Raw genomic sequence first — 26,669 nt, 5'->3', positions numbered from 1 at the left:
TTTAATGTCACTCAAGCGCAACACTATTTGGAATCTGGTTGGCAATGGCTTGCCATTGCTAGCAGCTGCGGCTTGTATCCCTTACACGTTACGTCATCTGGGGGCAGAAGCATTCGGTGTATTAACCTTGATCTGGGCCCTAATCGGCTATTTTAGTTTGTTCGATTTTGGCGCTGGACGGGCACTGACTTATGAGATAAGTCGTTTAATTTCCGGTAATCACGAACAAGCCATTCCAGACGTGCTCAGAGCAGGTTTGCTACTGACTGCATTGACCGGACTACTAGGCACGCTGATCATGTTTGTGCTCGCACCTTTTCTGGCCCAAAGCTGGTTGAAAATTAGCGTGCCGTGGCAACATGATTCACAACTCGCTTTTCAGATTGCCGCCATCGGCGTCATACCTACCACAGTCACTAGCGGATTACGCGGCGCACTTGAAGGAATGGATCGTTTCCGTGCATCAAACCTGAATAAAATCTTCCTTGGATTTTGTCTGTTCATCTTGCCTGCAATCTCCATCTATCTGCACGGACCAGGTCTTTGGCAAATTGCGCTATATCTCGTTATCGCGCGCCTGCTGGTAGTAGCGAGCAGTTTTTTTCAATTACGCGAATTTTTAATTTCTCCAGGTAAGCAGACGATTGCATCGGTTGCTACTGATCAGACTCATCTTGCAACACGTATGCGCAGCCTGATGTCATATGGACTATGGGTAACGGTATCAAGCATCATCAGTCCCCTGATGGTTTTTGGCGATCGTTTTTTTGTGAGTGCTATGGTTGGTGCAGACAAACTGTCCGTATACTCCATTCCACAGGAAGGATTAATGCGCATGCTCATCGTACCAATGGCGATTTGTGGCGCGCTTTTACCCCTGTTTGCGACAATCACGACCGCCAAAGAATTAGAGGCTTGCTACCATCAAAATTACAAGCGTATGGCGCTTATCATGGCAGGATTGTGTATTGCTACAGCGCTCCTTGCTTATCCTGCGTTAAGTATCTGGTTATCGCCGGAATTCGCAATTGCTGCACTGCCCATTACATTTATCCTGACAACTGGTACATTTCTGAATGGCACTGCATTAGTGCCACATACGTTGCTACATGCACAAGGTCGTACAAAACTAACAGCACAGTTTCATTTATTGGAATTAGTTGTATATGTTGCTGTGCTATATGTACTTGCGACAGAATATGGTTTAATTGGTGCCGCATTAGCTTGGACTATTCGTGTCAGCATTGATTGGTTACTTTTGCATTTCGCGGTAAAACGGTCTCTTACGAAAAATTAGTATTACTGGCATAACTAGTATCGGCGGCATAAGATGACATACTTACAATCAAATTCGGTAACACCTGTCATCGCCGCAGTGGTTGTTGGTTTTTTCCCTGAGACAGAGATACTGCAAGCCTTATTGCGTAATCTGAATGGGCAGGTTGATCACCTCTATCTGGTAGACAATGGCGGGTGCGAAGGAATTGACTTCAATGCTATCCCTAGTTGCCAGCATATCAAGCTAGACAAAAACTACGGCCTCGGTTACGCACTCAATACTGGATTTGATGCGGCGAGCCGCAGCGGTGCGACGTATGTGGCGACTTTTGATCAAGATAGCGCACCTCCCAGCAATCTGATCGCCGCCTTATTGCTACAACACCAGACATTGCAGGCACGCGGTATCAAATGCGCTGCAGTTGGCCCTACTTTCTTCGACCGGAGAGAAGCCAATCAAATTTATTTTCCTTTTTACAAAGAGGAAAAAAGAGGTATTACCGCCATCATGCCATCAGAACCCGATAACACGGGTTGCGGGAACGTCGAGGTCGATGTACTGATCACTTCCGGCATGCTAATCCGAACCGATGCGTGGTTAGACAGCCTGCGTTATGACGACGGTATGTTCGTCGATTACACCGATACAGAATGGTGCTTCAGAGCACGCGACAAGGGCTATCAGCTATTTGGTTCTACCGACGTACAAATGGGACATGCTCTATCAGATGCGCCGCCTGTCCGCATTTTTCATTTAAACTTTTTTCATTACTCAGCACTTAGACGGTATTACTACTTCCGAAATACGCTGCTGTTATGTAAAAAACCTTATGTTTCTTACGCATGGAAAAAACGCCTTGTTACCGGTCTGGTATTAAGGCTATTTGTCAGTTTGTTTTATGAAAACAAACGCTTCACCCAATTCAAAATGATGTGCAAAGGTATTTGGTCTGGCCTGAAAAATAAAAACGGCGCCTACCAACCCTAATCTTTGCTGCGCGAGCAATACATCAGACATCTACCTTTTTTATTATGCCTATTCATCAGACATCTCATGACGAGACGTGGCCGGAGCTAGCCACATGATCCATGTCGCCATTGTCAGTCATGGCCATGAAAAACTTCTGATTGACAGCCAGCTTGGCGGCTTAATCAACAATTCTGCAGAAATCACCATCTGGCTAAAAGACAATAAACCATCCGCTGAACTCAAACGCTACTGTGAACAACAAGGCGTGCATTACACCAGCAAGTCGCCGGGCATGGGCTTTGGTGAGAATAATAATTTTCTGTTTGATCTAGTCCGTTCAGAGGCACATTTTTCTGCTGCCGACTATTTTATTGTGATGAATCCCGACATTAGCACCAGTCGTGACATACTCATTGAACTGGTCCATCGCATGAAAAGTGATGCCTGCCCCATCGCTACGATTGACCTCTTTAAAGATCCAGAGCATCGCACTCCCGATGCAAACGTGCGGCAATTTCCAAACTTAGGATCGTTATGGAAAATGACTACGGCACGTTCGCTCACAAAAAATTATGATAAAAAAACTTTTCTTATGCCGTCTACTGTTGATTGGGCATCTGGTGCATTTTTAGCATTTGAGGCTGCGCACTATGAGAAACTGAAGGGCTTCGATACAGCTTACTTCATGTATTTTGAAGACGTTGATATTTGTTACCGCTCGTCCCAGTTGTTGGGTAAAAAAGTTTTATTTTATCCACAATTCAGTGCAGTCCATCTAGCTGCACATAAAAACCGCAACCTGATATCTCAACATGCGTACTGGTTTCTCAGCAGCTTTTTAAGATTTTTGTCACGTCGTTATTTTGTCTACAGACGAGTTATGCCCACGTCCGCTCCTGTCACCACGAAGTAAGGCTATGAATCAAACAATCTTATTAACGGGAGCCACAGGTTTTGTCGGGAAAGCGATAGGAAAGGCACTTCAGCAACGAGCTTGTGATGTCTTGTGTGTGAGTCGCCAACCAGTCATGCATCAAGTCGATTCACCAATGGCTAAGGACGCTCGTTTCAAGTTCGCACAAGTAACTGATACAGGAAAATCTAGCGACTGGAATTCGCTCTTAGCAGGAATCACTCATATCATCCACTGCGCCGCTCGTGTCCACGTCATGAACGAGACGGCTGCCGATCCTCTAGCCTTGTTTAGGGAAGTGAATGTTGATGCTACGCTGAATCTGGCGCGGCAGGCTGCTGCTGCAGGCGTCCGGCAATTTATTTTTATTAGTTCAGTGAAGGTCAACGGCGAAGCGACTGCCAAAGGCTTGCCATTTAGCGAAGATAGCGCCCCTCATCCTGAAGATGCATACGGCATCTCAAAACATGAGGCAGAGCAAGCACTGCTGGCGCTTGGTCGTGAAACGGGTATGGGGATTACCATCATTCGTCCGCCGCTAGTTTATGGTCCGGGTGTGAAGGCGAATTTTTTGAGTATGCTGCGCTGGGTTAAAAAGGGATTTCCCTTACCGCTCGCCAGCGTGGATAACCGCCGCAGCTTTGTCTGTCTGGATAATCTGGTGAGTCTGATCCTGACCTGCATCGACCATCCGAAAGCGATGCAAGAAGTATTTTTGGTGTCCGATGGACAGGACTTATCTACTGCCCAGCTATTAAAATACTGTGCAAGCGCTTTACAGGTGCCGTCGCGCTTATTCCCGTTCCCGCCAGGCGGGTTGATGCTGGCAGCCAGAATCGTGGGGAAACAGTCTGTCGCTGAACGTTTATGCGGGTCTTTACAAGTCGACATCAGCAAAGCGCAGCGCTTACTCGACTGGACACCACCCTGTACGGTGCAGCAAGGCTTGCAGGCAACAGCGGCGGCACTGAAACAACCATCAAACAGCGCCTGAACAATATGAAGGATATTTTTTGAAACGTGCATTTGATCTTTTTCTGGCCTTGATTGCCGCCAGCATCTTATTTGTCCCTATCGTACTGACGGCCATCTGCGTACGGCTTAGCTCGCCGGGACCGATCGTGTATTGGTCTAATCGCGTCGGTCGCTATAATCGCATTTTTAAAATGCCTAAATTCCGCAGTATGCGTATTGATACGCCGGCGGTAGCAACCCATCTGCTCAGCAATCCGGATCAGTATCTGACTCCCATCGGTTCTTTTCTCAGAAAATCGAGTTTAGATGAGCTACCGCAGTTATGGAGCATACTCAAAGGCGATATGAGTTTTGTCGGCCCCCGTCCTGCACTTTATAATCAGGATGATTTGATTACACTAAGGTCAGAGCGTCAGGTTGACCGTATCCTGCCAGGCCTGACCGGCTGGGCGCAAATCAACGGACGTGATGAATTACCTATCCCTGCCAAAGTCGAACTTGATGCCTACTATGTACAGCATCAGTCGTTCTGGCTCGATATCAAAATATTGTTTCTCACTTTTTACAAAGTCGTCAGGCGTGATGGCGTTACTCACTAGCTTAGCAGCCAATGAATACACAATTGATCTCTCGTAAAAACACGCAAGGACAAATTCCTTACTTCGAATAAGAATAAAAATCGCATGCAATTTCTTCTCGCTTTACCCCGTTTAAAAAAGCAAGCCATTGCCGCACTGGCAGATACCGTGTGTTTGCCTCTGACTTTTATGCTCGCGATCTGGCTGCGTTACGATGGTTTAAGTATCGACGTATTGTCGCATTACGCAATATTGATCGTCGCTGTACCGCTGGTGTCTATCCCCATATTTATTCGTATCGGCCTATACCGTGCGGTTATCCGTTACCTTGATCAAAAAATTATTTACATCGTGGTGCTCGGCGTCACCATGTCCGTCTTATTTTTGGCTTTCATCAGTGTAATGACGCACATCATGGCACTGTCTCGTGCGGTGTTTGGCATCTACTGGGCTGGGGCGATCTTATACGTTGGCGCAAGCCGTTTGCTAGTGCGGTCTTATCTACTGGGTGTCAACCGGAATGACGACGCCATCAAAGTCGCCATCTACGGCGCTGGCAAAGCAGGCGTGCAACTCGCTACCGCCTTACGTTCCAGCGATGAATACGTCTGCGTTGCCTTCATTGATGACAATCTGAATGTGCAAGGCTCGCTGATCGCTGGCGTTAAAGTCAGCCCAGCTCAAGCCTTGCATAAACTCATAGATCAATACGAGATCAAAGAAATCCTGCTCGCCATGCCGTCGATTTCTAAAACGAGACAAAAACAAGTGCTTGATGAACTTGAACAATACAAGCTCAAGATCAAAGTCACACCATCAATTAAAAGTCTGGTGAATGGCGAACTCAGGGTACAGGACGTGCGGGAAGTCGGGATTGAAAATTTACTAGGCCGCGATGCGGTCGAGCCAGATACGCGTTTGCTGGCAACCTGCATCACTGATAAAAAAGTTTTGGTCAGCGGTGCAGGCGGATCGATCGGCTCCGAACTATGTCGTCAAATTTTAAACCAGCAACCAGCGCAACTGATTCTGCTCGACATGTCCGAATATGCGTTGTATGCGATTGAACATGAACTCAGCAGCTTGTGCGCGGCAATGAAGTCCCCTTGCGAGATTCTGCCTTTTCTCGGCTCAATTCACGACAGCGCAAAACTAGACAAAATTTTCCAAACCTATCAGATCGACACGGTCTATCACGCCGCCGCCTACAAGCATGTGCCACTGGTAGAACATAATCCAATCGAAGGCATACGCAATAATGTGTTTGGCACCCTGCGTCTGGCTGAAGCCGCGATCAAGGCGCAGGTCAAAAACTTTGTCCTGATTTCGACCGACAAGGCTGTTCGTCCTACTAATGTCATGGGAGCGACCAAACGTCTGGCCGAACTGATCCTGCAAGCCTGCGCACGCAAACAGACGACGACCCGATTCTGCATGGTACGTTTTGGAAATGTGCTGGGCTCGTCCGGCTCCGTGGTTCCCTTGTTCCGCCGGCAGATCATGCAAGGCGGCCCGATCACGCTGACCCATCCTGAGATTACGCGTTATTTTATGACCATCCCGGAAGCCGCACAGCTGGTGTTGCAAGCGGGCGCCATGACCGCCGACGATGGCGGCGATGTCTTCGTACTCGACATGGGAGAGCCGGTCCGCATCATCGATCTGGCACGCCGGATGGTGCATCTGAGCGGCCTCGAAGTAAAATGTGATGCGACCCCTGACGGCACGATAGAAATCCACCATGTCGGCTTGCGTCCTGGCGAAAAGCTGTATGAAGAACTGCTGATCGGCGACAACGTCGAGCGTACTACTCATCCGCTGATTATGCGCGCGCAGGAAAAAGAAATCCCCTGGCCCGAACTGCACGTCTTGCTGCAACAGCTTGATATCGCCTGCACAGAATTTAACTACGAAGAAGTCCGTACTCTCTTGCTAAAAATAGTGGCAGAATACGAACCACAATGCGGTATCGAAGATTTTTTATGGCGGGCCCAGGTTAAACAAAATCCGCCCAAGCCGCACCGGCCCGAATCGATTCAATAAAGTAATGGAAGCTATTATGTCTCTACTCTCCCCCAGCATTTTTAAAGCCTATGACATCCGCGGCATTATTGGCAAAACTCTGGACGCCGATGTCGCCTACCTGATCGGTCAAGCCTTCGGTAGCGCAGCGCTGGCGAAAGGCGAACAAACCGTAATCATCGGACGCGATGGCCGCTTGTCCGGTCCTGACCTGATCAAAGCTCTGGCAAGCGGTCTGCAAGCAACCGGTGTCAACGTCATTGACCTCGGTATTGTTGCCACACCCATGGTGTACTTCGGCACGAATACCTTAGGTGCTGCATCCGGCATCATGGTCACGGGCAGTCACAATCCGCCGGACTACAACGGCTTCAAAATGGTGCTGGCTGGCGAAGCAATTTATGGCGATGCGATTCAGGCTTTGTATCAGACCATCTTGAATAAAGATTTCAAACAAGGCAGTGGTACTTATCAGACGCATGGCATCAAGGCGGCCTATCTGCAACGCATCATCGGTGACGTCAAACTCGTGCGTCCGATCAAGATCGCGATTGATTGCGGCAATGGCGTGGCAGGTGCATTCGCTGGCGAACTGTATCGTGGTATGGGATGCGAAGTGACCGAATTGTTCTGCGAAGTCGATGGTAATTTCCCTAACCATCATCCCGATCCGGCACATCCGGAAAACCTGCAAGACCTGATCCGTGCTTTGCAAAACAGCGATGCCGAAATCGGTCTAGCGTTCGACGGCGATGGCGACAGACTCGGGGTGGTGACCAAAGATGGTCAAATCATTTATCCGGACCGTCAACTGATGTTGTTCGCAGAAGACGTCCTGACACGTAACCCCGGCGCGCAAATTTTGTATGACGTCAAATGCACACGTCATATTTCTGCCTGGGTCAAAGCACGCGGCGGTGTGCCGCTGATGTGGAAAACAGGCCACTCACTGGTCAAAGCAAAATTGCGTGAAACCGGCTCACCGCTCGGTGGCGAAATGAGCGGTCACATTTTCTTCAAAGATCGCTGGTATGGCTTTGACGACGGCATGTATGCCGGTGCCCGCTTGCTGGAGATTCTCAGCAAAGTCAGCGATATGACGGCGACATTAAACAGCCTGCCCCAATCTGACAGCACGCCAGAACTGCAATTACAACTCAATGAAGGTGAGAATTTTGCGATCATCGCCGAGATGCAAAAGAACGCCAACTTCCCCGGTGCCGATGAAGTGATTACCATCGATGGTCTGCGCGTCGAATATCCGGACGGCTTTGGCCTGGCACGCTCATCCAACACGACACCTGTGATTGTGATGCGATTCGAGGCAGAAAATCCGGCAGCACTGGCGCGTATTCAGGCGGCGTTAAAACAAGCCGTGCTGGCGGTAAAACCCGATGCACAGCTGCCATATTAACTGCTCGGCGAAAGGCTAAACAAGCAACGCACGATGACGAAGAACGACGCTCTTATTAATATCTGCACTGAAATTTGCACAGCAATAAGAGCGTCAATGAAAGAGTCATCTCCCCCGCTCCGGATGAAGATATACTCCTAGGTAGTATTTTTCACACCCCTAATAAAGATAAGCGGATAAAGGCCTATTTTTATCATAAGTAGGGGGAGTATATGAAAAAACCCTCTCAACAAGCGATCTTATTGCTGTGAAAATCCTGCTCATCCGCGTCTCATCGCTAGGCGATGTCCTGCACAATATGCCGATTGTGAACGATCTGCTGCGCCACTTCCCCGACGCTCAAATCGACTGGGTCGTCGAAGAAGCCTATGTGCATCTGGTGAGACTCAACCTCGGTGTACAACAGGTTTTTCCGTTTGCATTACGCCGCTGGCGCAAGACCCTGATGAGCAAACCGACGCGTCAGGAGATTCGTGATTTTATCCATCAGTTACGCGCTCAGGAATACGATCTGGTACTTGATACGCAAGGTTTGCTCAAAACCGGCATCATCATGGGCATGGCAAAGATCGCACCAACGGGCAAGAAAGTCGGCCTTGCGAATGGCACAGAAGGATCAGGCTATGAGGGTATTTCCCGCATTTTTCACACTGCCAGCGTAGCGGTCGATCCACGTACCCATGCCGTCTTGCGCGGTCGCCTGGTCGCAGCACATGCCGGCGACTACACCGTCAACACTCCAGCCAGTTTTGGCCTGCGCCAGTTGTATAGCCCATCGCAAACCCGACCGGCGTGGATGCCAGATCAGCCGTATGCCGTGTTCTTCCACGGTACTGCTGGCGCCTCAAAAAAATGGGCAAGAGAAAACTGGATACACCTTGCTAAGACCTTGCAGGCAGCAAATCTGCCTATCTTACTTCCCTGGGGTAACGCGACAGAAAAAGCCGAAGCGGAACAGATGGCAGCACAAATACCCGACGCCACCGTACTACCGCAACTCTCCATGCAAGACGCCATCATCCTCGCTCAAGCCGCGCGCATTGCCATTGGCGTTGATACCGGACTGACCCATATTGCTGCTGCTTACGAAACATCGACCATCGAGATTTATTGCGATTCACCACGCTGGAAAACCGAAGGCAACTGGTCAGATCAGATTGTGAACCTGGGAGATAAGGGGCAGCCTGCCAGTGCTGCCGAGGTGGAGCTGGCTGTGCAAGCCTTACTGAGTAAAACTGTGTCGACTTAAATTGACGCGCGCCATCACAGAACCCTCAAATGAAAGCGTAGCCGATCAAGCCCGATCAGCTAACTGAGATTTTGTGTCACTGATTTCACCTCCCCGTCATCAGCACAGTCTCTTTTTAAGGTATATTCCACCCTTGCCTTCGTTTCCAAAGAGGAAGTTTTTCCTCGCTTCTGATGACTTCCACTCGTAAAAATCTTGACGGCCTTGCTGTCGCGATCATGATCGTGCTCTGTATTTGCTGGGGCTTGCAGCAAGTAGCGATTAAGCTCGCTGCGCCTATACTCAGCTCCAGCATGCAACTGGGTCTGCGCTCTGCTATCGCTGCAATGCTCGTCATGCTCTTGATAGGGGTGCGCCGCATTCCATTTTCCCTACGCGATGGCAGTCTGCTTCCAGGCATTGCCGCTGGCGTGTTGTTCGCGGTCGAGTTCATGTGTATCTCTATCGGATTGAACTACACTTCGGCTTCGCATATGTCGGTGTTTCTGTACACCGCACCGATTTTTACGGTAATGGGCTTACATTGGCTGATACCAGCAGAGCGCATGCAAACCAGCCAGTGGCAGGGTATCATCTCGGCATTTATTGGCGTGGCAATTGCTTTTTCAGCCGCATTTCAAACCAATGCACATGATCTCGGCGATATGCTGATTGGTGATGCGCTAGGTATTTTAGGCGGCATCTTATGGGCAGCAACGACGGTTGTGATACGTCGCTCCAAACTATCCGAGGCACAGCCGACCACGACCTTGCTGTATCAGCTGACAGGTGCGGCAGTATTGCTGCTTCTGTTTTCGGCAGCGAAAGGTGATTTTCAGTTGCACGCCTGGGATGCCCATATCTGGATCAATCTTTTATTTCAGTCGGTTGTGATTGCATTTATCAGCTACCTGACCTGGTTCTGGTTGCTGCGCCGCTATCTGGCATCGCGCTTATCGGTATTCTCTTTTTTAACCCCCTTATTTGGTGTCGCTGCGGGCGTTGTGTTTTTGCATGATCCCATCAGTCCGCGCTTTGTGATGGGGGCGACACTGGTGCTGACCGGCATTGTGTTGGTCAATTTTCGTCGAAACTGATACTCTGCCGCCATGCGCCTTTTATATTCATTTGTCTGGAGTTTGTCCCTGCCCCTCGTCCTGCTAAGGCTATGGATACGTGGTAGCCAAGAGCCTGGTTATCGTCAGCACATTAGCGAACGCCTGGGATTTTATCCTGTCTATTCCCATCAAAAAACGCTCTGGGTGCATGCGGTATCTGCCGGTGAGACGCGCGCTGCCGAACCTCTAATACGCGCTCTACTGCGGCGCTATCCGCAGCATCATCTGATACTCAGCCATATGACGCCAACGGGTCGGGCTACTGGTGCGCTGCTGTTTGCCGATGTCTCGAACCGGATTACGCAGGTATTTGTGCCTTACGATATTAACTGGATGGTCAAACGCTTTCTGCGTCATTATTCGCCCTCCTTGTGCGCCTTGATAGAAACCGAAGTCTGGCCAAATCTGGTCGCGCAATGCAAGCAATTTGGCGTGCCCGTCGCCTTAGTCAATGCGCGGCTCTCTGACAAGTCATTAAAAAAAGCCCTGAAGCTATCTTCCCTGATTTTGCCTGCGGCCAGTGCGATTACCTGCGTAGCAGCGCAATCCGGTCCCGATGCAGAGCGTTTAAAAAGTCTGGGTGTGAATCAGCTGGGGGTGACCGGCAATATGAAGTTTGACGTAACACCGCCGGAACATATGGCGGAACGCGGCGCACGCTTGCGGCACTGGTTGGGTGACCGGCAAATTTTCTTATGTGCGAGCACCCGCGATGGCGAAGAAGAATTACTGCTGAATGCGTTTGTCGCGTACCGCAAAGCAAATACCCTGCTCGTACTCACGCCACGTCATCCGCAGCGCTTTGACCAGGTCGCAGCGATGCTGACCCAACATGGCTTGAGCTTCGTACGTCGCTCGGTCATGGATCTGGACGCTGGCGAGAATCCTTTGCCTTCGTCGGTTGACGTTGTTCTGGGTGATAGTATGGGTGAGATGTACATGTATTACGCCGCCTGCGATCTGGCCTTTGTCGGCGGCAGTCTGGTGAATCTTGGCGGTCATAATCTGATTGAGGCCTGCGCAATGGCAAAGCCGGTGATGACGGGGCCGTACACGTTTAATTTTTCTGAAATCACCGAACAAGCCATCACTGCACAAGCAGCATTACGCGTCGCCAATCCAGACCAGCTTTTTGCACAAGCCTGGGCCTTACTGGATCAACCGGCAACGCGGGCATCGATGGGGCAAAATGCACACGCCTTCTTTCTGCAACATCAGGGTGCAACGTCCAGAACCATGCACATGCTGGAAAAGATCATCAAGACAGCCTGATCACGCTACAACACTAAACACACTATACCTAGTGACAATCACCAAAAGCTACACTACAATTCGCGCCTTTTGCCTTTCTTGAGGGGTATCAAGGCAAACTCGGAACGGAGGTTTATAATGAATCCTCTGTTTGAAAATTTCCTGCCTTTTTACTAATTTATTGCGTTTGGTTTGCACTTTACATTGGCATCGCAGGTGGCTGCGCAGTCACCCGGCACATCTACATTTGCAGTAATACCTCCCAATATTTGCATCCCCTATTTTTTTGCTTTACATGAATGAACGGAATCAGAGAACTATGAACGCTAACGACAAAATGCTCGGCATCACTGAAATGCCAACCCAGGAAATCTCTCTCGACGTCCTCCTCGAAAAATATGCCAAGGGCAATGAATCAAATATTCTTGAAGTTCAGCAGCGTGTAGCCAAAGCACTGGCGTCGGTAGAGGGCGCAGATTTTCATGGTTATTACGAAGAAAAATTCTTGTGGGCGCAACAAAATGGCTTCGTGCCTGCTGGCCGGATCAATTCTGCTGCCGGTATGGATTTACATGCCACGCTGATTAACTGCTTCGTACAACCAGTCGGTGACTCGGTCTCCAGTACCACTAACGGCAAACCGGGCATCTACACCGCCTTATCCGATGCGGCAGAAACCATGCGTCGTGGTGGTGGCGTGGGTTACGATTTTTCTACGATACGCCCAAAAGATTCTCTGGTGCGCGGCACTCGTTCACGTGCGTCTGGTCCAGTCTCGTTTATGCAGGTATTCAATGCGTCCTGCTCCACCGTCGAGTCGGCGGGTGCGCGTCGTGGTGCGCAAATGGGTGTATTACGCGGCGATCATCCGGACATTCTGGAATTTATCCGGTCTAAGGATCAGGGTGGTCTGACTAACTTCAATATCTCGATTGGCGTGACCGATGAATTTATGGAGGCCGTCGCCAACGACAGCGATTATTGCCTAGTGCATAGAGCCGAGCCGGGTGATGAGAAAAAAGAAGCCGGTGCCTATCAACGTGAAGACGGTATCTGGGTACACCAGACGGTGCGCGCCCGTGCGCTCTGGGACGAAGTTATGCGATCGACTTACGATCACGCCGAACCTGGCATCCTGTTCCTGTCACGCATGAATACAGAAAACAATCTGTACTACTGCGAAAAAATTGAAGCGACCAATCCTTGCGCTGAACAACCGCTGCCCGACTACGGTTGCTGCTGTCTGGGGTCAATCAATCTGACCAGATTTGTGACAGCGCCATTCTCTGATGCGGTGAGTTTTGATTACGATAAATTTAAAACCGTCGTCAGTATCGCCATTCGCATGCTGGATAATGTACTGGAAGCGACGGCATGGCCCTTGCCGCAACAAGAAGCCGAGGCACAATCCAAACGCCGCATCGGCTTAGGCTATCTCGGTATCGGCAGCACGCTGGTCATGATGGGCTTGCGTTACGACTCAGACGAAGGTCGCGCAGTCGCACAAAAAATCTCCGAAGTCATGCGCGATGCCGCGTATCTAGCCTCATCCGAACTCGCAAAAGAAAAAGGCGCATTTCCTTTGTTCGACAGTGACAAATATTTGGCAGGTCTGTTCGCCAAGCGCTTACCAAAAAACATCCGCACTGCGATTGCCAAGAACGGACTGCGCAATTCTCATCTGCTATCCATTGCGCCAACAGGCACGATTACGCTCGCGTTTGCCGACAATGCTTCGAACGGGATTGAACCAGCGTTCTCATGGGTCTATAACCGCAAAAAACGCATGCACGATGGCGAAAGCAAAATCTACGAAGTCGCCGATCACGCATGGCGTTTGTATCGCCACATGGGTAATGACGTCAGCGACGACAGCAAATTACCAGCACAGTTTGTCACCGCACTGAACATGTCGGCAACTGACCATATGAAGATGCTGCAAGTGGTACAGCCATACATCGATTCTTCGATTTCAAAAACGGTCAATGTCCCCGCAGATTATCCGTACGAGGACTTCCAGAATCTGTATATGGACGCCTGGCGCGCTGGCCTCAAAGGTCTGGCAACCTATCGCCCGAACAGTATTCTAGGTAGCGTATTATCCGTCGCAACAGAAGCGGCAGCACCGGTAGTCAATATGGTTCCTGATGACGACCTGCTACGCAAACAATTCGACGGCCGCCCTTTTGGCGATCTGGAATCAGTGACCTCTAAAGTCCAGTACATGACCTACGAAGGAAAGAAAACCGTCTACCTGACAGTCAGCTTCATCCACTTACAAGGCATGGTCGGCGGCGAGCGCGTCACGATAGAACGCCCATTTGAATTCTTCATGCCAGCAGGACAAAAGAACGATGGCCAGCAATGGATTTCAGCAAGCATGCGCCTGCTATCAATGGCAGCACGCTCCGGCGGATCTATCGCCAAAGCACTAGCCGATATGCGTGAAGTGGTCTGGGACAAAGGCACGGTACGTTGTGGCACCATCACCAAAGAAGATGGCACGCAAGCACCGCTATTTCACGAATCTGAAGTCGCAGCAATTGGCTATTCTCTGCAACGTATTCTGATCAAACGCGGCTTTATAGACGCTTCAGGCAATCAGGTACCGGTAACCGTATTGGCAGAACAGTTCCGCAGCAAAAGCCTCGCTTACGGCATGGACGACCTGGCCTACGAAGGCGAAACCACCCCGATCAGCTACGTCGCCACTGGCAAGAAATGCCCGGATTGCGGCGCTTACGCCTTGCAGAAAATAGACGGCTGCAGTCGTTGCGTGTCTTGCGGCTATGTGGGTGCTTGCGGTTAATTCGAATAGCGGTACAGGCTACAACTTTGTGGGTTATACCATAAGCTGCAAGTCATTTAAATGAGCCGTGAAGAAACTTAATACCGTTCAGTAAAAAGCTGAACGGTTTTTTTTTGAGCTTTTTTTACTAGGAGTTATGTACAGTCTTTTTCGTTTTTTGGCTCATTTATTGCGTACCATTTATGACGATTCAATTTTCTCATTCTAATAGCTGTTTAATTGCTTTTAGACCTTATGCCGTCAGCATTGCATTCATTACTGCAGCACTCACAACGCGACTCCGGTGGATCTTCAAATTCGAATCTAAGCATGGGAATGAGAATTAAGCATAATGCAGAGATGAAGGGATCGCCTTCACAGGTTTAAATAAATTTATTTTCATCACTAGCGATTCCCTATCGATCGTCCTGTTATGTCTTGATTTTATTGAGACGATACTGCATTTCATTCCTAATACCTTCATCTTGGCTAGTCGAAAATTTCCTAATTAAATCGAAAGCTTCGCAATTGCCAATTTTAAACAAAGCATGACTAAACCACTTCGCGATCACATCTGAATCTGAGCAGCTGTAATCTAGATGATCGAAACCGCCTGTCAAAACATCGTTTATAAAATTAACGCTTGATGGATGTCCAAACTCCTGAATAGCTTTAGTTATTTCTTGATGTCGATGATGCCCCTTAATTACAAGAAGGCGATTAAGGGCATCAACTTGAGTAATGTTATTTTTTATCTCAAATGTCGCGTCGATCAGAAATTCGATCTGGTCTTCATCTTTATTGGCAATCGCATCTTGAACCGCATCAGCTACAAATTGTGCTTTACTTTCTTCGCCGATATTCATCGTGCCCCAAAATTCCTCGACTTTTTTGCGATACTGTTTGTATGACTCTTGAAAGTCACTATTCATGGGCATTTCCTAATGAGACATAACGTTTAACTGAACGGCTGGCCGTCCAAAATAATAAATTGTCCTGCACCATTTTCGGCCAGTCCGTTTTGAGTGCAATGTTATAAGTCTTCACGGTGCAGGTTCAACTCTCAAGTCGATGATTTCAGAATTTGATTTCAAGATTTCTTCAACAGACACAGTAAGTTTATTAAGCGAACAGTGAACATCTTTTTGGTTAAATAATTTTTGTAAAAAATTTGGTTCTGCGGCGATGAATACGACCCAATTGTTTGGAATGTGCCTATAGTCATCTCCTTTTTGAGTTCCACAACCAACCCATAAACGAAAAGGCTTTCTTTGCACCATTACTAACCATCCCCAATCCTCGGCAATGACTTCCTCATTGATAGAAACGCTCGATGCCGTCAACTTTTGTGACATCCACGCCGCCAATGATTTCCCATAACACTCTGGATTTGTTTCACTTTCCTCACCACGTTCAATGGGAAACATGGTCGAGGTGAACAGGTATTGGTCGCTTGTTACCATGACTTATAACTTTAATTAGGCGGACAGATACCGTCCACCTAATTCAATTGGTTGCCACCTAATTCAACCAATCAAATCCATGAAGAGGCTTGTCACACGGTCGTTTGAACAATGTACTGCATATAAAAACAGTACTAAATAACCATGAAAAACGTCACTCCACATGTACAGGCTTCAGACGAGATTTTAAAACCAAAATTGCTCGATCAGCTCAAACGTTGCATACGAGATAAGTATTATAGCCTACGTACCGAAGAAGCCTATGTCTATTGGGCACGTTGGTTTATTCGCTTTCACGGCTTGCGCCACCCTGCAGAAATGGGTGCTGCCGAGGTCAACGCCTTCCTCTCTTATCTCACCAATGAGCGGCATGTGGTAGTTGCCACTCACAAGCAAGCCTGATGCGCATTACTGTTTTTGTATAAATAGGTTTTGCAAATCGAATTAGCTTGGCTTGATGAATTACATCGTCCAACACGCGCGCCGTGTCGGCCAACTGTATTGACCGCGAATGAGGTGGCGTCTGTGTTCGAACACGTGTGCGGTACACGCCTTGATGGCAAAGCTCATATATGGCACTGGAATGCGTTTGATGGAATGCATGATATTGCGGATCAAAGATGTCGATTTTGAACGGCGTGAAATCACGATCCGCCACGGCAAGGGGGCAAAGATAGCATGACGATGCTGCCGCTTTTGCTGGCTGTGTGCGAAAGCACGTTTCCATATTTCTTTGTGAATGTCGGGGAAATTTACAGTAGCTTGTGCATTTCTTCATCTCAACCACAAAACCCTGGTAAGTCTATGATTCAAAAGCCTTTTTTTAATGGCGCAAATTTTGCTGTTTGATCTCAGGTTAATTCTCATTGGACATCTAAACATACCTAACGGTAAGCGAGAGGAAATATATGTCATTTAGCAAATTTATCATGCGTGAAAAACTTTGCAGTGCACTGTTTGCGGGTCTGCTCATAGGGTCTTTTTCGACGTCTGCCAGCGCGACACCCTATTTGTACGAAACTTTTGGCGGCCAGAACGGTGAAATTGCCGCCCTGAACCTAGGAGTTACGACGGAATACAACGCGCACAGTGGCAACATCGGTTCGGTCGTAGCTGGGGGTGGCAAGGTTTATTGGACAGAGGGAAAGAATCTTTGGTCTGCTAATGGCGATTTGAGTAACGCTAGCATCTTGCATGTCAACGGCCTCGCTCCAAACGGCCTGGCATTGGATGTGCCATCGGGCTATTTATACGAAACGTTTGGTGGTCAGAACGGTGAAATTGCCGCCCTGAACCTCGGGGTTACAACGGAATTCAACGCACACAGTGGCAATATCGGTTCGGTCGTAGCTGGGGGTGGCAAGGTTTACTGGACCGAAGGGAAGAACCTTTGGTTTGCCAATGGTGACTTAAGCGACGCTAGTATCTTGCATGTCAACGGCCTCGCTCCTAACGGCCTGGCATTGGATGTGCCATCGGGCTATTTGTACGAAACGTTTGGTGGTCAGAACGGTGAAATTGCCTCCTTAAACCTAGCAGTTACGACGGAATTCAGCGCACATAGTGGCAACATCGGCTCGGTAGTAGCTGGGGGGCGGCAAGGTTTACTGGACCGAAGGGAAGAACCTTTGGTTTGCCAATGGTGACTTAAGCGACGCTAGTATCTTGCATGTCAACGGCCTCGCCCCTAACGGCCTAGCATTGATGCTGGATGTCCCGACGGAATCGGTACCTGAGCCATCTGTTCTCATGCTGGTTGGAGTGGGACTAGTAGGATTGGTTCGTAGCCGCCGTCAAAAAATGTGTGTCGCTTAACTGCAAACTGCTAGGTATCAGTATAGAGTGCCCAAAACCATGCGGGCTACCCACAAAATAGATAACGAGTTCCGCCTTATCGCTGAGCCGAGATTGACAACCATAGGTTGCTATTAATATGTCTTGAAATTAAATGATGCCAGTGAAATTCGCTGGCATTATTTTTTTCATATAGTCAAAAATTTCGGATGTTAAATTTTACTAACATCCAGCTCACGTTAGTCTATTTATACACCTCACCCAACAGCACAAACGTCGGTATCAAGCGCCATGGCGCGCGAGAGCATGTCTCTTTCCTTGCTGGTGTAGAGCGAATCCTCATAGGACATCAGGAATGCATGATTACGCATCGATTGATACCAAGGCTCAATGACATTCTCGACAAAATTAAAGATCTCTTTGGCACACATCGTCACAGAGTGTTCGTCTTCAGCATATTGAAATACGTTAGTCCTCTCACTGTCTAGCCCACACCGATATTGCTCGCCGACCAAGTCGTTTAACCCTAATGTATTCCAGGCATCATCCACAATGTGCATTCCCATCGTGATACGAAAAGATGTGTCGGTGGTGACGTGGTGGAGATGAATGTACTCAAGATGTGGAAGTGAGGTACGAATGAAGTACATCGATTTATTCCTGAGAAATCCTTTCTGCTGAAGCAGTGCGTCCAGTCGACGCAACACTTTTTCCTTATTATTACGGGAAAGCTTTTTATCCATTGTGGTGTCTTAAAAAGTACGTCGATGTAGAAGAAATAGTATTGCTGTATAGAGCAGTGGTTATTTCAATAATAAATTGTAAAGATCTATCTTCCAATCGTTATTTATACATTTGCTTACAAATTACAACATTTGGTTGCATTTACATCTCGTTGTTAAAACTAAAAAGCATGAAGAGGTGGCGGCGCAACTCCTTCAGGATAAGGAAATGTGTCGCGGGAAGGAATTATTGATGTCCAAATTTTTGCAGTAACGCCAGCCGCAACCAATATTGGGCATCACGGGTTACTCAGTGACTCACGAGGCTCATACAGAATTTGGATGATTGAGCGTGACCAATCGTGTTGACGTTGTCACGGAAATTACCGTTCTCTCTTAAACCCATAGCGGTAAAATTGTGAGATGAAAATTACCGTACTTTTCCCTACACAAACAGAGGCCAGCTTGTTTCAACGAGATGGCGTTCATACCATCATCTCTGGTGTTGGACTTACTGCAACGACCATGGCAACGCTGAAAGCAATTCAGTCTGACCAGCCGGACATTCTGATTCTGGCTGGAATTGCCGGCGTCTACGAACACTCGTCGCTCAAACTATTTGACGTAGTGCTGATTGAGAGTGAGCTCGAAGCGGATTTAGGCTTCTTTACGGCAAATGGATTTGTGCATATGGCACATTTGCCTATCGCAATGGAATTTGAACGACGTCATACGCTGCACTGTCCTCACGTTCCTGTTCATACGCCGTTTAAAAGAGCGACCAGCTTGTCGTTGAATGCGGCTCTTGCGCCATTTGTTGATACCAGCAACGTCGATATAGAGAATATGGAAGGTGCGGCATTTTTCCATGTTTGCCTGGTTGAGAATCAACGTTTCCTAGAACTGCGTGCCATCTCAAATATGGCAAAAATTGGCGATGACAATTGGGATATGACGACTTCTGTACAAGCACTGACCGATGGCCTACATAAGTTGATCGACAGCTTGCAGGGGACCTGAATTTTACTCACTCGGTCGTACACATCAGCACAATAAATTGACCAATTAACCTAATAATTTTCAGTATTTTAGCGACCCAAATCAATGATGCCCACAACTAATCTGGAACCAGATGATATCAACAGGATTATCCAGATGGCCTGGGAAGACCGGACTGCGTTCGATGCCATCAAAGCACAATTTGGCTTGAGTGAATCCGATGTGATCAAGCTGATGCGTGGCAATTTAAAACGCTCAAGTTTCACGTTGTGGCGAGCGAGAGTGACCGGGCGCAAAACAAAACATCTTGCCTTGCGCCCGGTTGGTATGACGCGCTTTAAGTCTAGGGATCAGAAGGGATAAAAATTTTGTGGCTTAGTGATTAAGTTGTGTGTGCAAAAATGAAGGAGAAAATATCTGCCATTTTTGCCATGCCATTTTTACGCGACGTAGCAAAATGCCCTGTCTCATAGTCGACTCTCAATAAAGCACCGGGGACATTGGTAGAGGCTGCCTGTAAGCGAGCAGCGAACTTACCGATTTGCCAAGGCTCAACCCTGAGATCATTTGCGCCAGTAATCAATAAGATGGCAGGATATCGAGTGCCATCTTTTACTGAATGATAGGCATCCATTTTTTGCAGCGCATTGAACTTATCTTCTTTTTTTACGGTACCAAATTCAGCATCACTACCCGGTCCGTTTGCAGTTAATTCAAATCGCAAGGTATTGAATAACCCAACCTCGCCGATTGCGGCAGCAAACAAATCCGGGCGCTCAGTAATCGCTCTGCCGACCACGATACCTCCAGATGTACCCCACAGAGCGAGGTATTTTTTAGCTGCCCAGCCTAGCTTGATCAGATGCTCTGCCGAGTCAATCGCATCGCGCCAGGTATTTGGCTTGGTCGCTTTTTTTCCCGTTACATGCCAGGCTTCGCCAAGCTCACCGCCGCCACGTACGTGCGCATAAACAATCGCACCACCGACCTCCAGAAACGCCAGATTACTGGCGCTAAATCCGGGGTCAAGAATGGCACCATAGGATCCGTAGGCGACGATCAGTAAAGGATTGCGACGGTTTAATTTGATATCCTTGCGATGCAGGATTTCCAACGGTACTCGCACGCCGTCGCGGGTTGGGGCATCAATACGGGTCGTCTTGAACGTGGCGACATCGAAGCTCGGGGGCTTTGCAAAAACAAACTGTTTTGTAGTCAAATCAGTCGCGTTCACTTTGTAGGTAACACCTGGCCAGATCAGGTCGTCCATTTGAAACCACGGACCATCTTCATCTTGTGTAGCAAATACATTCCAGACCGCGCCAGATTTCTGCAATTGAACCCGCTCGATTTTTCCGTCAAATGAAACACGTCGTAAGCCGTCCAGACCTTTGGTCAGGTCGTGGACATATACGCCATCGCGGGCAACCTCCATCGTGTCAATTACTCCTTCGCCGACGGGTAATACGACTGTTCCATTTGTAAAATCACCGGTGCTGGCGTCCACCTTGACAAGCTCTCCATTACTCTGGCGGCCTTTCGCTTAAATATAGACGGTGTCACCAACCAGTTTTGCACTCATCACGTCTGCAGCACGTCCGGCAATCTTGCGCCACTGCGGCTTACCACTGAAGAGGTCCTGCGCTTTAGTGACGTACACCATCGCGATATCATTTCCGTTCAACAGATGCAGCCCGAGTACCCTGTTACTATTCATTGCACCTTTGACCTGCGGTGTGTCGTCTTCCATATGGGCTCATAATCCGGCCCCTCCGCCTCACGAAACACCTCGACATCTGTTGCCGTTGGCGTACCTAGCCTATGCATCCAGCAACTTGCGCAGCGACCAAAATCCTGGGATCCCAGAATGGCATCAGCTCACACCCGATAATAAAAAAATCGCGTCCCGTCAGCACTCCATCCACTACCGCGAAACAAAATACGGGTAATCTCAACGACGTCACCGCTCACCACGTTTTTGATATTGCTCGTTGTAACTTCTGAGCCTCCGATAGATATGCCGTAAGCGATATGACTACCGGTGTGACAAGGCAACACATAATCCAGAGTCGCTGGCGGCTCATCCGCTTTACGACCAGCCAATGGGTCGATCAGAACACGCTCAACTCCATCAGCTTTATCCCTTACGAATACTTTAAATCCCTGCTCTCCCCCAAGCCGCTTGTAAATAAACAGACGACCACCTGCGGGAGCAACATATTGCAAAGCGTCTGTTTCGGAACCATAAAATTCCAGACGCTTCAATATCGCGGCGCGTTTTGGCAAACTATCGAGAGTTGAACGTGCATATTCACCTTGCTGACGTAGCCAGGTTTCCCACTCGGCTGTTTTAGGCTGGGCCTCCATCCAGCGATAAGGATCTGTCACGTCGACACCCCAATAGCGATCCGTGACAAGATCAACTCTTGTCTTCGGGGGGAGTTTGCTCAGCGTTGCGGGTTCTGGTGCCGGAACCTTTGCGGAGCTTGCCCAGGCAGGCATTGCACTCCCTGCGGCGGTAAAAGCGAAAATTGACGTCGTGAAATAGCTTTGAACATGAACCAACTCCTTACTTGTGAGAGGCAATGCGCACGATCCAAGCACGCTTGCCATTGCGTCGCGACAAACCCCGTTCATAGCGTATGGGGCCGATGAAAGGCTAAGTGGTTCGGTCAAAAGCTTAGTTGTCTTTATTGTCATTTAACATAATAAAGACCACAAGATGTTCTGCTTATTTTCTGTGCGATGTATTGATTGGTTTTGAGCAAGTGTCGAAGGATAAAAAAAGGAGCCGAAGCTCCTTTTTTATTCAAATGAATGACGATCTGTGAAAATTATTTCTTCTCTGGTTCTGCCGCCTTTACTTCGGCAGACGCAGCACTTGCAGACGCTGAACTTGCTGCCGGAGCAGATGCAGGTGCAGGTGCAGGTGCAGGTGCAGGTGCAGCAGCTTTTACCATTTCAATTTTTGCTTTGGTGTGAATATCATCCAGCAATTTTTTCAGACTTTCTTGCTGTACTTGCTGTTTCAAACCATCTTTGATCTGCGCCAGAGGCGGGATCACTTTGGCACGGGAATCTTCTAACAAAATGATGTGATAACCAAACTGTGATTTGACTGGCTCTTGGGAGAATTTGCCTTTTTCCAGTTTAGCGACAGCGTCGCCAAATTCAGGCACCATGCGCTTAGGATCAAACCAGCCCAAATCGCCGCCATTTACTTTTGAACCGGCATCCAGGGATTTTTGTTTCGCAATCGATTCAAATGCGCTGACATCTTTTTGCAACTTCGCGATGATCTCTTTGGCATCCGCTTCTTTCTCTACGAGAATATGGCGAGCCTTGTACTCATTGCCGCCCAATTTCGTTTTCAGCTTGTCGTATTCTGCATTGAGTACATCATCAGAAATCGCATTGTTTTTCAGATAATCCTGAATAAACGCATTCGCTAAAATTGATTGTTTGGTCAATTCACTCTGATCCAGAACTTCCTGAGATTTGTCCAGACCCTTTTTTACCGCTTCCTGCGAAATCAATAACTGCATTGCCAGGTGATCGACGATTTCTTTGCGTGCTTCAGGCGTGTCTGGCTGCCCTTGCGCTGCACGTTGCTTCATCATTAAATCTACGCGGCTCTCGCTGATCGCTGTACCGTTGACAGTAGCTGCCGCTGGACCTGTCGCAGCAACTTCTGTTTTATTACAGGCAGTCAGTGCCAGCATAGACATAGCACTTGCCAACAAAATACGCTGAGTCATACGAGATTTGATCGTCATCTTTTCATTCCTTTTCAATAAGTGGGCTTAGGTGTGCAGGCATCAGGCAATATAACAGCTCGATGCAGCAAGCCGCACATATTAGCAGGATTAATTCTCTTGCAATACCCATCGTGGGATTTACGATTCAAAAGTCGGTAATCAAACTTTAAACGAGCCTTTGAATCGAGTACCGGAATTAGTCGCGCTCAGTTAATTGCATTTAACCAAATACATTAAACCAAGTCATTAACTACTCAGACTCCACACGTACTGTATTTTGGACCAGGACTTTTGTGCTTGACCGTTCAGAGTTGCAGGTTTGAATTTACACAAACTCAAGCCTGCTACAGCTGCCTGGTCCAACTCTTTATATCCACTTGATTGCTCTATACGTGCATCAACGACTCTGCCGTCTATGCCGATGAGTAAGGCCAATGTGACCGTCCCGGTGTATTCATTACGTAAGGCATTCCGGGGATACTCAGGTTTTTCACAAGACTTTGCTTCGACAACAGCACCGATAAACACCGGCATGGAATCCGCCTTCGTTTGCGACATCTCAACCTGACCAGTACGATTTCCATCATCCGGAGGATTGAACTCAGTTCTTCGAACGACGGTAATGCTTGGTGCTGGCTCAGGAGAAACGATCACATCAGGTGGCACAACAACCGGTATAAGTGGATCCTTTAATGCTTGCCGCGGCAACAACTCCTTTGGCTCAGGGAAGGGTTCAGGCTTTGTCGGCTCAACGTAGACGAAATCCGGATCCATGCGTGGCAAACCTGCGGGCGGCTTCAATCCGTAGAGCAAACCGCCCAAGAGTAACAAGTGCAATAGACCCACGACTAAAACACCTGATATTGATGTCGGTTTTTTCTTTCCAGAAATAGAAAATTCCATATATTTCCCCTTTGGCTAAATTTAAATACTTTTAAATAGCAATTAAATTGCCACTTAAAAGCAAATATATAACCGAAAATAATAAATATCAACTACTTAAAAGTATGTTTTTATTCTCAATGTAGAATTAAGATTGCTACCAATCAGCAAAAACTTAATAAATCATTAATGTATAGGTAACCATTAAAGGGAATTAAAGTAAGAAATAGCGATTTCTTCTTTGCAAGGCATAAATACCGCTTACAACTCAAATAGCAATTACATAAAATATGCTCTATAGAAGTATAATTTATACTCCTATAGAGAAAAATAAAGCATCCATGCAAGATTCCCTCACTACTATTCGTATCCTGTTTGCGGATGATCATCCGATTGTCATGTCTGGATTTGCCATGTCCTTACAAGGCGAGGATGTTGATGTAATCGGACAAGTAAAGACAACTAAGGAAGCTATCGAACAATTCAAAGAATTGCTGCCCGATGTATTGATTCTCGATATTCGTTTTGGCGAACAGCTTTCAGGGTTCGATGTCGCCAAACAAATTCTCGACACACACCCTGCGGCGAAAATAATTTTTTTAAGCCAATTTGATCAGGATAGTTTTATCAAAGAAGCGTATCGCCTTGGCGGCAAGGCGTTTGTGACGAAGGATTGCAATCCACAAGACTTAGGGACAGCTATCCGAAAAGCACATTGCGGTGAGTTATATTTTTTACCCGCAATCGCAGAACGGCTCGCCAATTTATCCGTTAAAGGTGATGCATCTCCCCAGTCGCTTTTAGATGAACGATCACTAGATATATTTACCCTGATTGCAGAAGGATTTACGAATGTGGAGATCGCTGAAAAATTAGATATTTCTACTAAAACAGTCAGTAATACTAGTCAGATGATCAAAGAAAAATTAGGCATCCATAGACAAGCAGACATGACCAAGCTAGCTCTTAAACATGGCTTGATACAGGCATAAAAATGCTGAAATATTTAGTTGGATTCATCAAAAAATTCAAAACAACGCAGTATTGGAGCATACGGCAGCGCCTTCTATTTATTACGCTTGTCCCAGTGAGCTATCTCTTTTGCATGCTGGTGTGGCATTCATATTGGCTGCACACACAAGAAGTTAAAAATGAAATAGAGGAACGCGGCAATATTATTACCAAGGTATTGGCCGAGAGTAGCGAGTATGCACTAGCATCGGACAAACTCCCTGACCTGAAACTATCGCTAGATGGGTTGGTGCAGTCAGAAAGAGGTATTTTGAGTATTGATATTTTAGATGCTAATCGAAAAGTTTTACTTCATAGCCAGTCAAAAGAAAACAGAGTATCCGACCATCGGATTTTTGATCTTCCCATTAAAAAGCGCCTGACATGGGTCAACGTGATACCAAGCGTTGCAGATCCAGTCGCGCAAAATGACAATCTGTTACCAACACCAAAAACACAACTAGCAGGCTATGTTGTCGTTGTCATGTCCTTTGCCGAACTGGAGAACAAACAACAACATCGATTTGCGATTGAGTTAGCTGTCGCAGCACTGGGCTTGATTATCAGTGCATGGCTTGCTGTGCATCTATCAAGAACGCTATCAGTCACGCTTGCACAATTCATCGATGCCTGTCGATCCATCAGAAGTGGTAATTTCTCTATTGACCTGACGGTGAAAGATGGCGGTGAAATCGGCGAATTACAAACCTCTATCAAGGAAATGGCGGATAGCTTACAGCGATCTACAACCGAACTAGGGAGCCGCGTTGCAGAGCGTACCGTAGAGCTGGAAACCTCCCGCAACGAGGCAATCAAAGCGAACATGGAAAAAAGAAAGCTAATCCAAAAAATTCATGGCATTGTTGAAGAAGAAAGGAAGAGTATCGCATTAGAGGTACATGACGAGCTGAATGCATCGTTGATTGCAGTACGCCTAGAATCACAGCGCATCATTGATTTAAGTCAACAAATATCACCTTCAACTGGACGGGATAAAATTCAGCAACACGCCCAATCGATTAATAAAAGCGCACTCGATTTATATAATAACGGCCGCGCCTTGGTACGTCGCTTACGACCAGAAGTGCTAGACATGCTAGGGCTGGAAGGAGCAATCTCGGAAATGGTCTCCAGCTCCCAAAATAACTACCCGAGCTGCGATTTCAGCTATTCATCAGAAGGAAATTTTGACAGCTTAGATAACGCCTCTGCAATGTCAATTTATCGCATTGTTCAGGAAACCTTATCCAATGTCATCAAGCACGCTAATGCGCGACATGTAGAAATCATTCTGCAAAGAGATGCTGTGACCCATGCGGTTCATCTTCTCATTTCTGATGACGGCACAGGCTTTGATCAAGCACTAACGACATCAGGCCTTGGCCTGATCGGCGTTAGAGAGAGGGTATTTGCACTAGATGGTGATATTCAAATTCTGTCTGAGACAGACGGCGGTACAACGATCACCATCAGACTGGGGTAGGTTTTGAACAATATGATAGTTC

27 protein-coding genes are annotated in these 26,669 nt (G+C 47.7%); 19 read left to right on the top strand and 8 right to left on the bottom strand.

The features are described from left to right. Nucleotides 1-4 precede the first annotated feature (4 nt). From ACO0LE_RS13040 to ACO0LE_RS12990, 11 genes are all read left to right on the top strand, one after another. On the top strand, nucleotides 5-1,297 hold the full coding sequence (locus ACO0LE_RS13040) for a flippase (protein WP_422960784.1): 1,293 nt from the start codon (nucleotides 5-7) through the stop codon (nucleotides 1,295-1,297). 33 nt (nucleotides 1,298-1,330) lie between these two features. Then, a complete protein-coding gene (locus ACO0LE_RS13035; RefSeq protein WP_422960783.1) occupies nucleotides 1,331-2,266 on the top strand; it encodes a glycosyltransferase family 2 protein in 936 nt (311 codons plus the stop codon). A 94-nt stretch (nucleotides 2,267-2,360) separates the two neighbouring features. Next, nucleotides 2,361-3,161 carry a hypothetical protein gene (locus ACO0LE_RS13030; protein WP_422960782.1) on the top strand — a complete coding sequence of 267 codons (801 nt, stop codon included), beginning with the start codon at nucleotides 2,361-2,363 and terminating at the stop codon, nucleotides 3,159-3,161. Nucleotides 3,162-3,165: 4 nt separating this feature from the next. Beyond that, nucleotides 3,166-4,155 carry a UDP-glucose 4-epimerase family protein gene (locus tag ACO0LE_RS13025; protein ID WP_422960781.1) on the top strand — a complete coding sequence of 330 codons (990 nt, stop codon included), beginning with the start codon at nucleotides 3,166-3,168 and terminating at the stop codon, nucleotides 4,153-4,155. Between the two features lie 19 nt (nucleotides 4,156-4,174). Next, complete coding sequence (locus ACO0LE_RS13020; protein WP_422960780.1) at nucleotides 4,175-4,735, top strand: sugar transferase; 561 nt, start codon at nucleotides 4,175-4,177, stop codon at nucleotides 4,733-4,735. Nucleotides 4,736-4,819: 84 nt separating this feature from the next. Next, nucleotides 4,820-6,757: a polysaccharide biosynthesis protein gene (locus ACO0LE_RS13015; RefSeq protein WP_422960779.1), complete on the top strand. Its 1,938-nt coding sequence runs from the start codon at nucleotides 4,820-4,822 to the stop codon at nucleotides 6,755-6,757. A gap of 16 nt (nucleotides 6,758-6,773) precedes the next feature. Continuing rightward, nucleotides 6,774-8,150: a phosphomannomutase/phosphoglucomutase gene (locus ACO0LE_RS13010; protein ID WP_422960778.1), complete on the top strand. Its 1,377-nt coding sequence runs from the start codon at nucleotides 6,774-6,776 to the stop codon at nucleotides 8,148-8,150. A gap of 247 nt (nucleotides 8,151-8,397) precedes the next feature. Then, complete coding sequence (gene waaC / locus ACO0LE_RS13005; protein WP_422960777.1) at nucleotides 8,398-9,399, top strand: lipopolysaccharide heptosyltransferase I; 1,002 nt, start codon at nucleotides 8,398-8,400, stop codon at nucleotides 9,397-9,399. 170 nt (nucleotides 9,400-9,569) lie between these two features. Continuing rightward, entirely contained in the window at nucleotides 9,570-10,475 is a 906-nt protein-coding gene (locus tag ACO0LE_RS13000; RefSeq protein ID WP_422960819.1) for a DMT family transporter, read from the top strand. Nucleotides 10,476-10,487: 12 nt separating this feature from the next. Continuing rightward, nucleotides 10,488-11,768, top strand: a complete 1,281-nt coding sequence (gene waaA, locus ACO0LE_RS12995; protein ID WP_422960776.1) for a lipid IV(A) 3-deoxy-D-manno-octulosonic acid transferase — start codon at nucleotides 10,488-10,490, stop codon at nucleotides 11,766-11,768. A gap of 298 nt (nucleotides 11,769-12,066) precedes the next feature. Then, on the top strand, nucleotides 12,067-14,556 hold the full coding sequence (locus ACO0LE_RS12990; RefSeq protein WP_422960775.1) for an adenosylcobalamin-dependent ribonucleoside-diphosphate reductase: 2,490 nt from the start codon (nucleotides 12,067-12,069) through the stop codon (nucleotides 14,554-14,556). Nucleotides 14,557-14,966: 410 nt separating this feature from the next. On the opposite strand, the gene ACO0LE_RS12985 is transcribed toward ACO0LE_RS12990, so the two are convergent. Further along, nucleotides 14,967-15,467: a hypothetical protein gene (locus ACO0LE_RS12985; RefSeq protein ID WP_422960774.1), complete on the bottom strand. Its 501-nt coding sequence runs from the start codon at nucleotides 15,465-15,467 to the stop codon at nucleotides 14,967-14,969. 111 nt (nucleotides 15,468-15,578) lie between these two features. After that, entirely contained in the window at nucleotides 15,579-15,962 is a 384-nt protein-coding gene (locus ACO0LE_RS12980; RefSeq protein ID WP_422960773.1) for a hypothetical protein, read from the bottom strand. Between the two features lie 180 nt (nucleotides 15,963-16,142). Here ACO0LE_RS12980 and ACO0LE_RS12975 point away from each other — a divergent pair, with 180 nt between their 5' ends. The 4 genes from ACO0LE_RS12975 (at nucleotide 16,143) to ACO0LE_RS12960 (ending at nucleotide 17,813) form a co-directional block, all read left to right on the top strand. After that, a complete protein-coding gene (locus tag ACO0LE_RS12975; protein ID WP_422960772.1) occupies nucleotides 16,143-16,400 on the top strand; it encodes a phage integrase N-terminal SAM-like domain-containing protein in 258 nt (85 codons plus the stop codon). 109 nt (nucleotides 16,401-16,509) lie between these two features. After that, a complete protein-coding gene (locus tag ACO0LE_RS12970; protein ID WP_422960771.1) occupies nucleotides 16,510-16,680 on the top strand; it encodes a tyrosine-type recombinase/integrase in 171 nt (56 codons plus the stop codon). Between the two features lie 226 nt (nucleotides 16,681-16,906). Continuing rightward, the gene (locus tag ACO0LE_RS12965) at nucleotides 16,907-17,644 is read left to right on the top strand and encodes a hypothetical protein (protein ID WP_422960770.1); all 738 of its coding nucleotides are present in this window, start codon (nucleotides 16,907-16,909) and stop codon (nucleotides 17,642-17,644) included. 58 nt (nucleotides 17,645-17,702) lie between these two features. After that, nucleotides 17,703-17,813, top strand: coding sequence for a PEP-CTERM sorting domain-containing protein (locus ACO0LE_RS12960; protein ID WP_422960818.1), 111 nt, complete (start codon nucleotides 17,703-17,705; stop codon nucleotides 17,811-17,813). A gap of 236 nt (nucleotides 17,814-18,049) precedes the next feature. Here the strand turns inward: ACO0LE_RS12960 and ACO0LE_RS12955 are convergent, their stop codons facing one another. Further along, complete coding sequence (locus ACO0LE_RS12955) at nucleotides 18,050-18,535, bottom strand: hypothetical protein (protein ID WP_422960769.1); 486 nt, start codon at nucleotides 18,533-18,535, stop codon at nucleotides 18,050-18,052. A 402-nt stretch (nucleotides 18,536-18,937) separates the two neighbouring features. Here ACO0LE_RS12955 and ACO0LE_RS12950 point away from each other — a divergent pair, with 402 nt between their 5' ends. Both ACO0LE_RS12950 and ACO0LE_RS12945 read left to right on the top strand, forming a co-directional pair. Further along, nucleotides 18,938-19,534: a hypothetical protein gene (locus tag ACO0LE_RS12950; RefSeq protein ID WP_422960768.1), complete on the top strand. Its 597-nt coding sequence runs from the start codon at nucleotides 18,938-18,940 to the stop codon at nucleotides 19,532-19,534. An 87-nt stretch (nucleotides 19,535-19,621) separates the two neighbouring features. Next, nucleotides 19,622-19,876 carry a TIGR03643 family protein gene (locus tag ACO0LE_RS12945; RefSeq protein ID WP_422960767.1) on the top strand — a complete coding sequence of 85 codons (255 nt, stop codon included), beginning with the start codon at nucleotides 19,622-19,624 and terminating at the stop codon, nucleotides 19,874-19,876. A gap of 19 nt (nucleotides 19,877-19,895) precedes the next feature. Here the strand turns inward: ACO0LE_RS12945 and ACO0LE_RS12940 are convergent, their stop codons facing one another. The 5 genes from ACO0LE_RS12940 to ACO0LE_RS12920 all read right to left on the bottom strand — a co-directional run bounded on the left by ACO0LE_RS12940 (nucleotide 19,896) and on the right by ACO0LE_RS12920 (nucleotide 24,174). Further along, nucleotides 19,896-21,020, bottom strand: a complete 1,125-nt coding sequence (locus ACO0LE_RS12940; RefSeq protein WP_422960766.1) for a prolyl oligopeptidase family serine peptidase — start codon at nucleotides 21,018-21,020, stop codon at nucleotides 19,896-19,898. Between the two features lie 36 nt (nucleotides 21,021-21,056). Beyond that, complete coding sequence (locus ACO0LE_RS12935) at nucleotides 21,057-21,263, bottom strand: hypothetical protein (RefSeq protein WP_422960765.1); 207 nt, start codon at nucleotides 21,261-21,263, stop codon at nucleotides 21,057-21,059. Between the two features lie 128 nt (nucleotides 21,264-21,391). After that, nucleotides 21,392-22,150: a hypothetical protein gene (locus ACO0LE_RS12930; RefSeq protein ID WP_422960764.1), complete on the bottom strand. Its 759-nt coding sequence runs from the start codon at nucleotides 22,148-22,150 to the stop codon at nucleotides 21,392-21,394. A 197-nt stretch (nucleotides 22,151-22,347) separates the two neighbouring features. Beyond that, entirely contained in the window at nucleotides 22,348-23,289 is a 942-nt protein-coding gene (locus tag ACO0LE_RS12925) for a peptidylprolyl isomerase (RefSeq protein ID WP_422960763.1), read from the bottom strand. A 228-nt stretch (nucleotides 23,290-23,517) separates the two neighbouring features. Then, entirely contained in the window at nucleotides 23,518-24,174 is a 657-nt protein-coding gene (locus ACO0LE_RS12920; RefSeq protein ID WP_422960762.1) for an energy transducer TonB, read from the bottom strand. Between the two features lie 269 nt (nucleotides 24,175-24,443). Between ACO0LE_RS12920 and ACO0LE_RS12915 the strand changes: the two genes are divergently transcribed. Then, a complete protein-coding gene (locus ACO0LE_RS12915) occupies nucleotides 24,444-25,145 on the top strand; it encodes a response regulator (RefSeq protein WP_422960761.1) in 702 nt (233 codons plus the stop codon). A 2-nt stretch (nucleotides 25,146-25,147) separates the two neighbouring features. Next, nucleotides 25,148-26,647, top strand: coding sequence for an ATP-binding protein (locus ACO0LE_RS12910; RefSeq protein WP_422960760.1), 1,500 nt, complete (start codon nucleotides 25,148-25,150; stop codon nucleotides 26,645-26,647). The last annotated feature ends 22 nt before the right edge of the window (nucleotides 26,648-26,669 follow it).

It is taken from the genome of Undibacterium sp. Xuan67W (genome assembly GCF_049340165.1).
GTDB lineage: Bacteria > Pseudomonadota > Gammaproteobacteria > Burkholderiales > Burkholderiaceae_D > Undibacterium.
The sequence above is the reverse complement of the archived record's forward strand: the minus strand, read 5'-3'. Positions and strand labels throughout refer to the sequence as shown.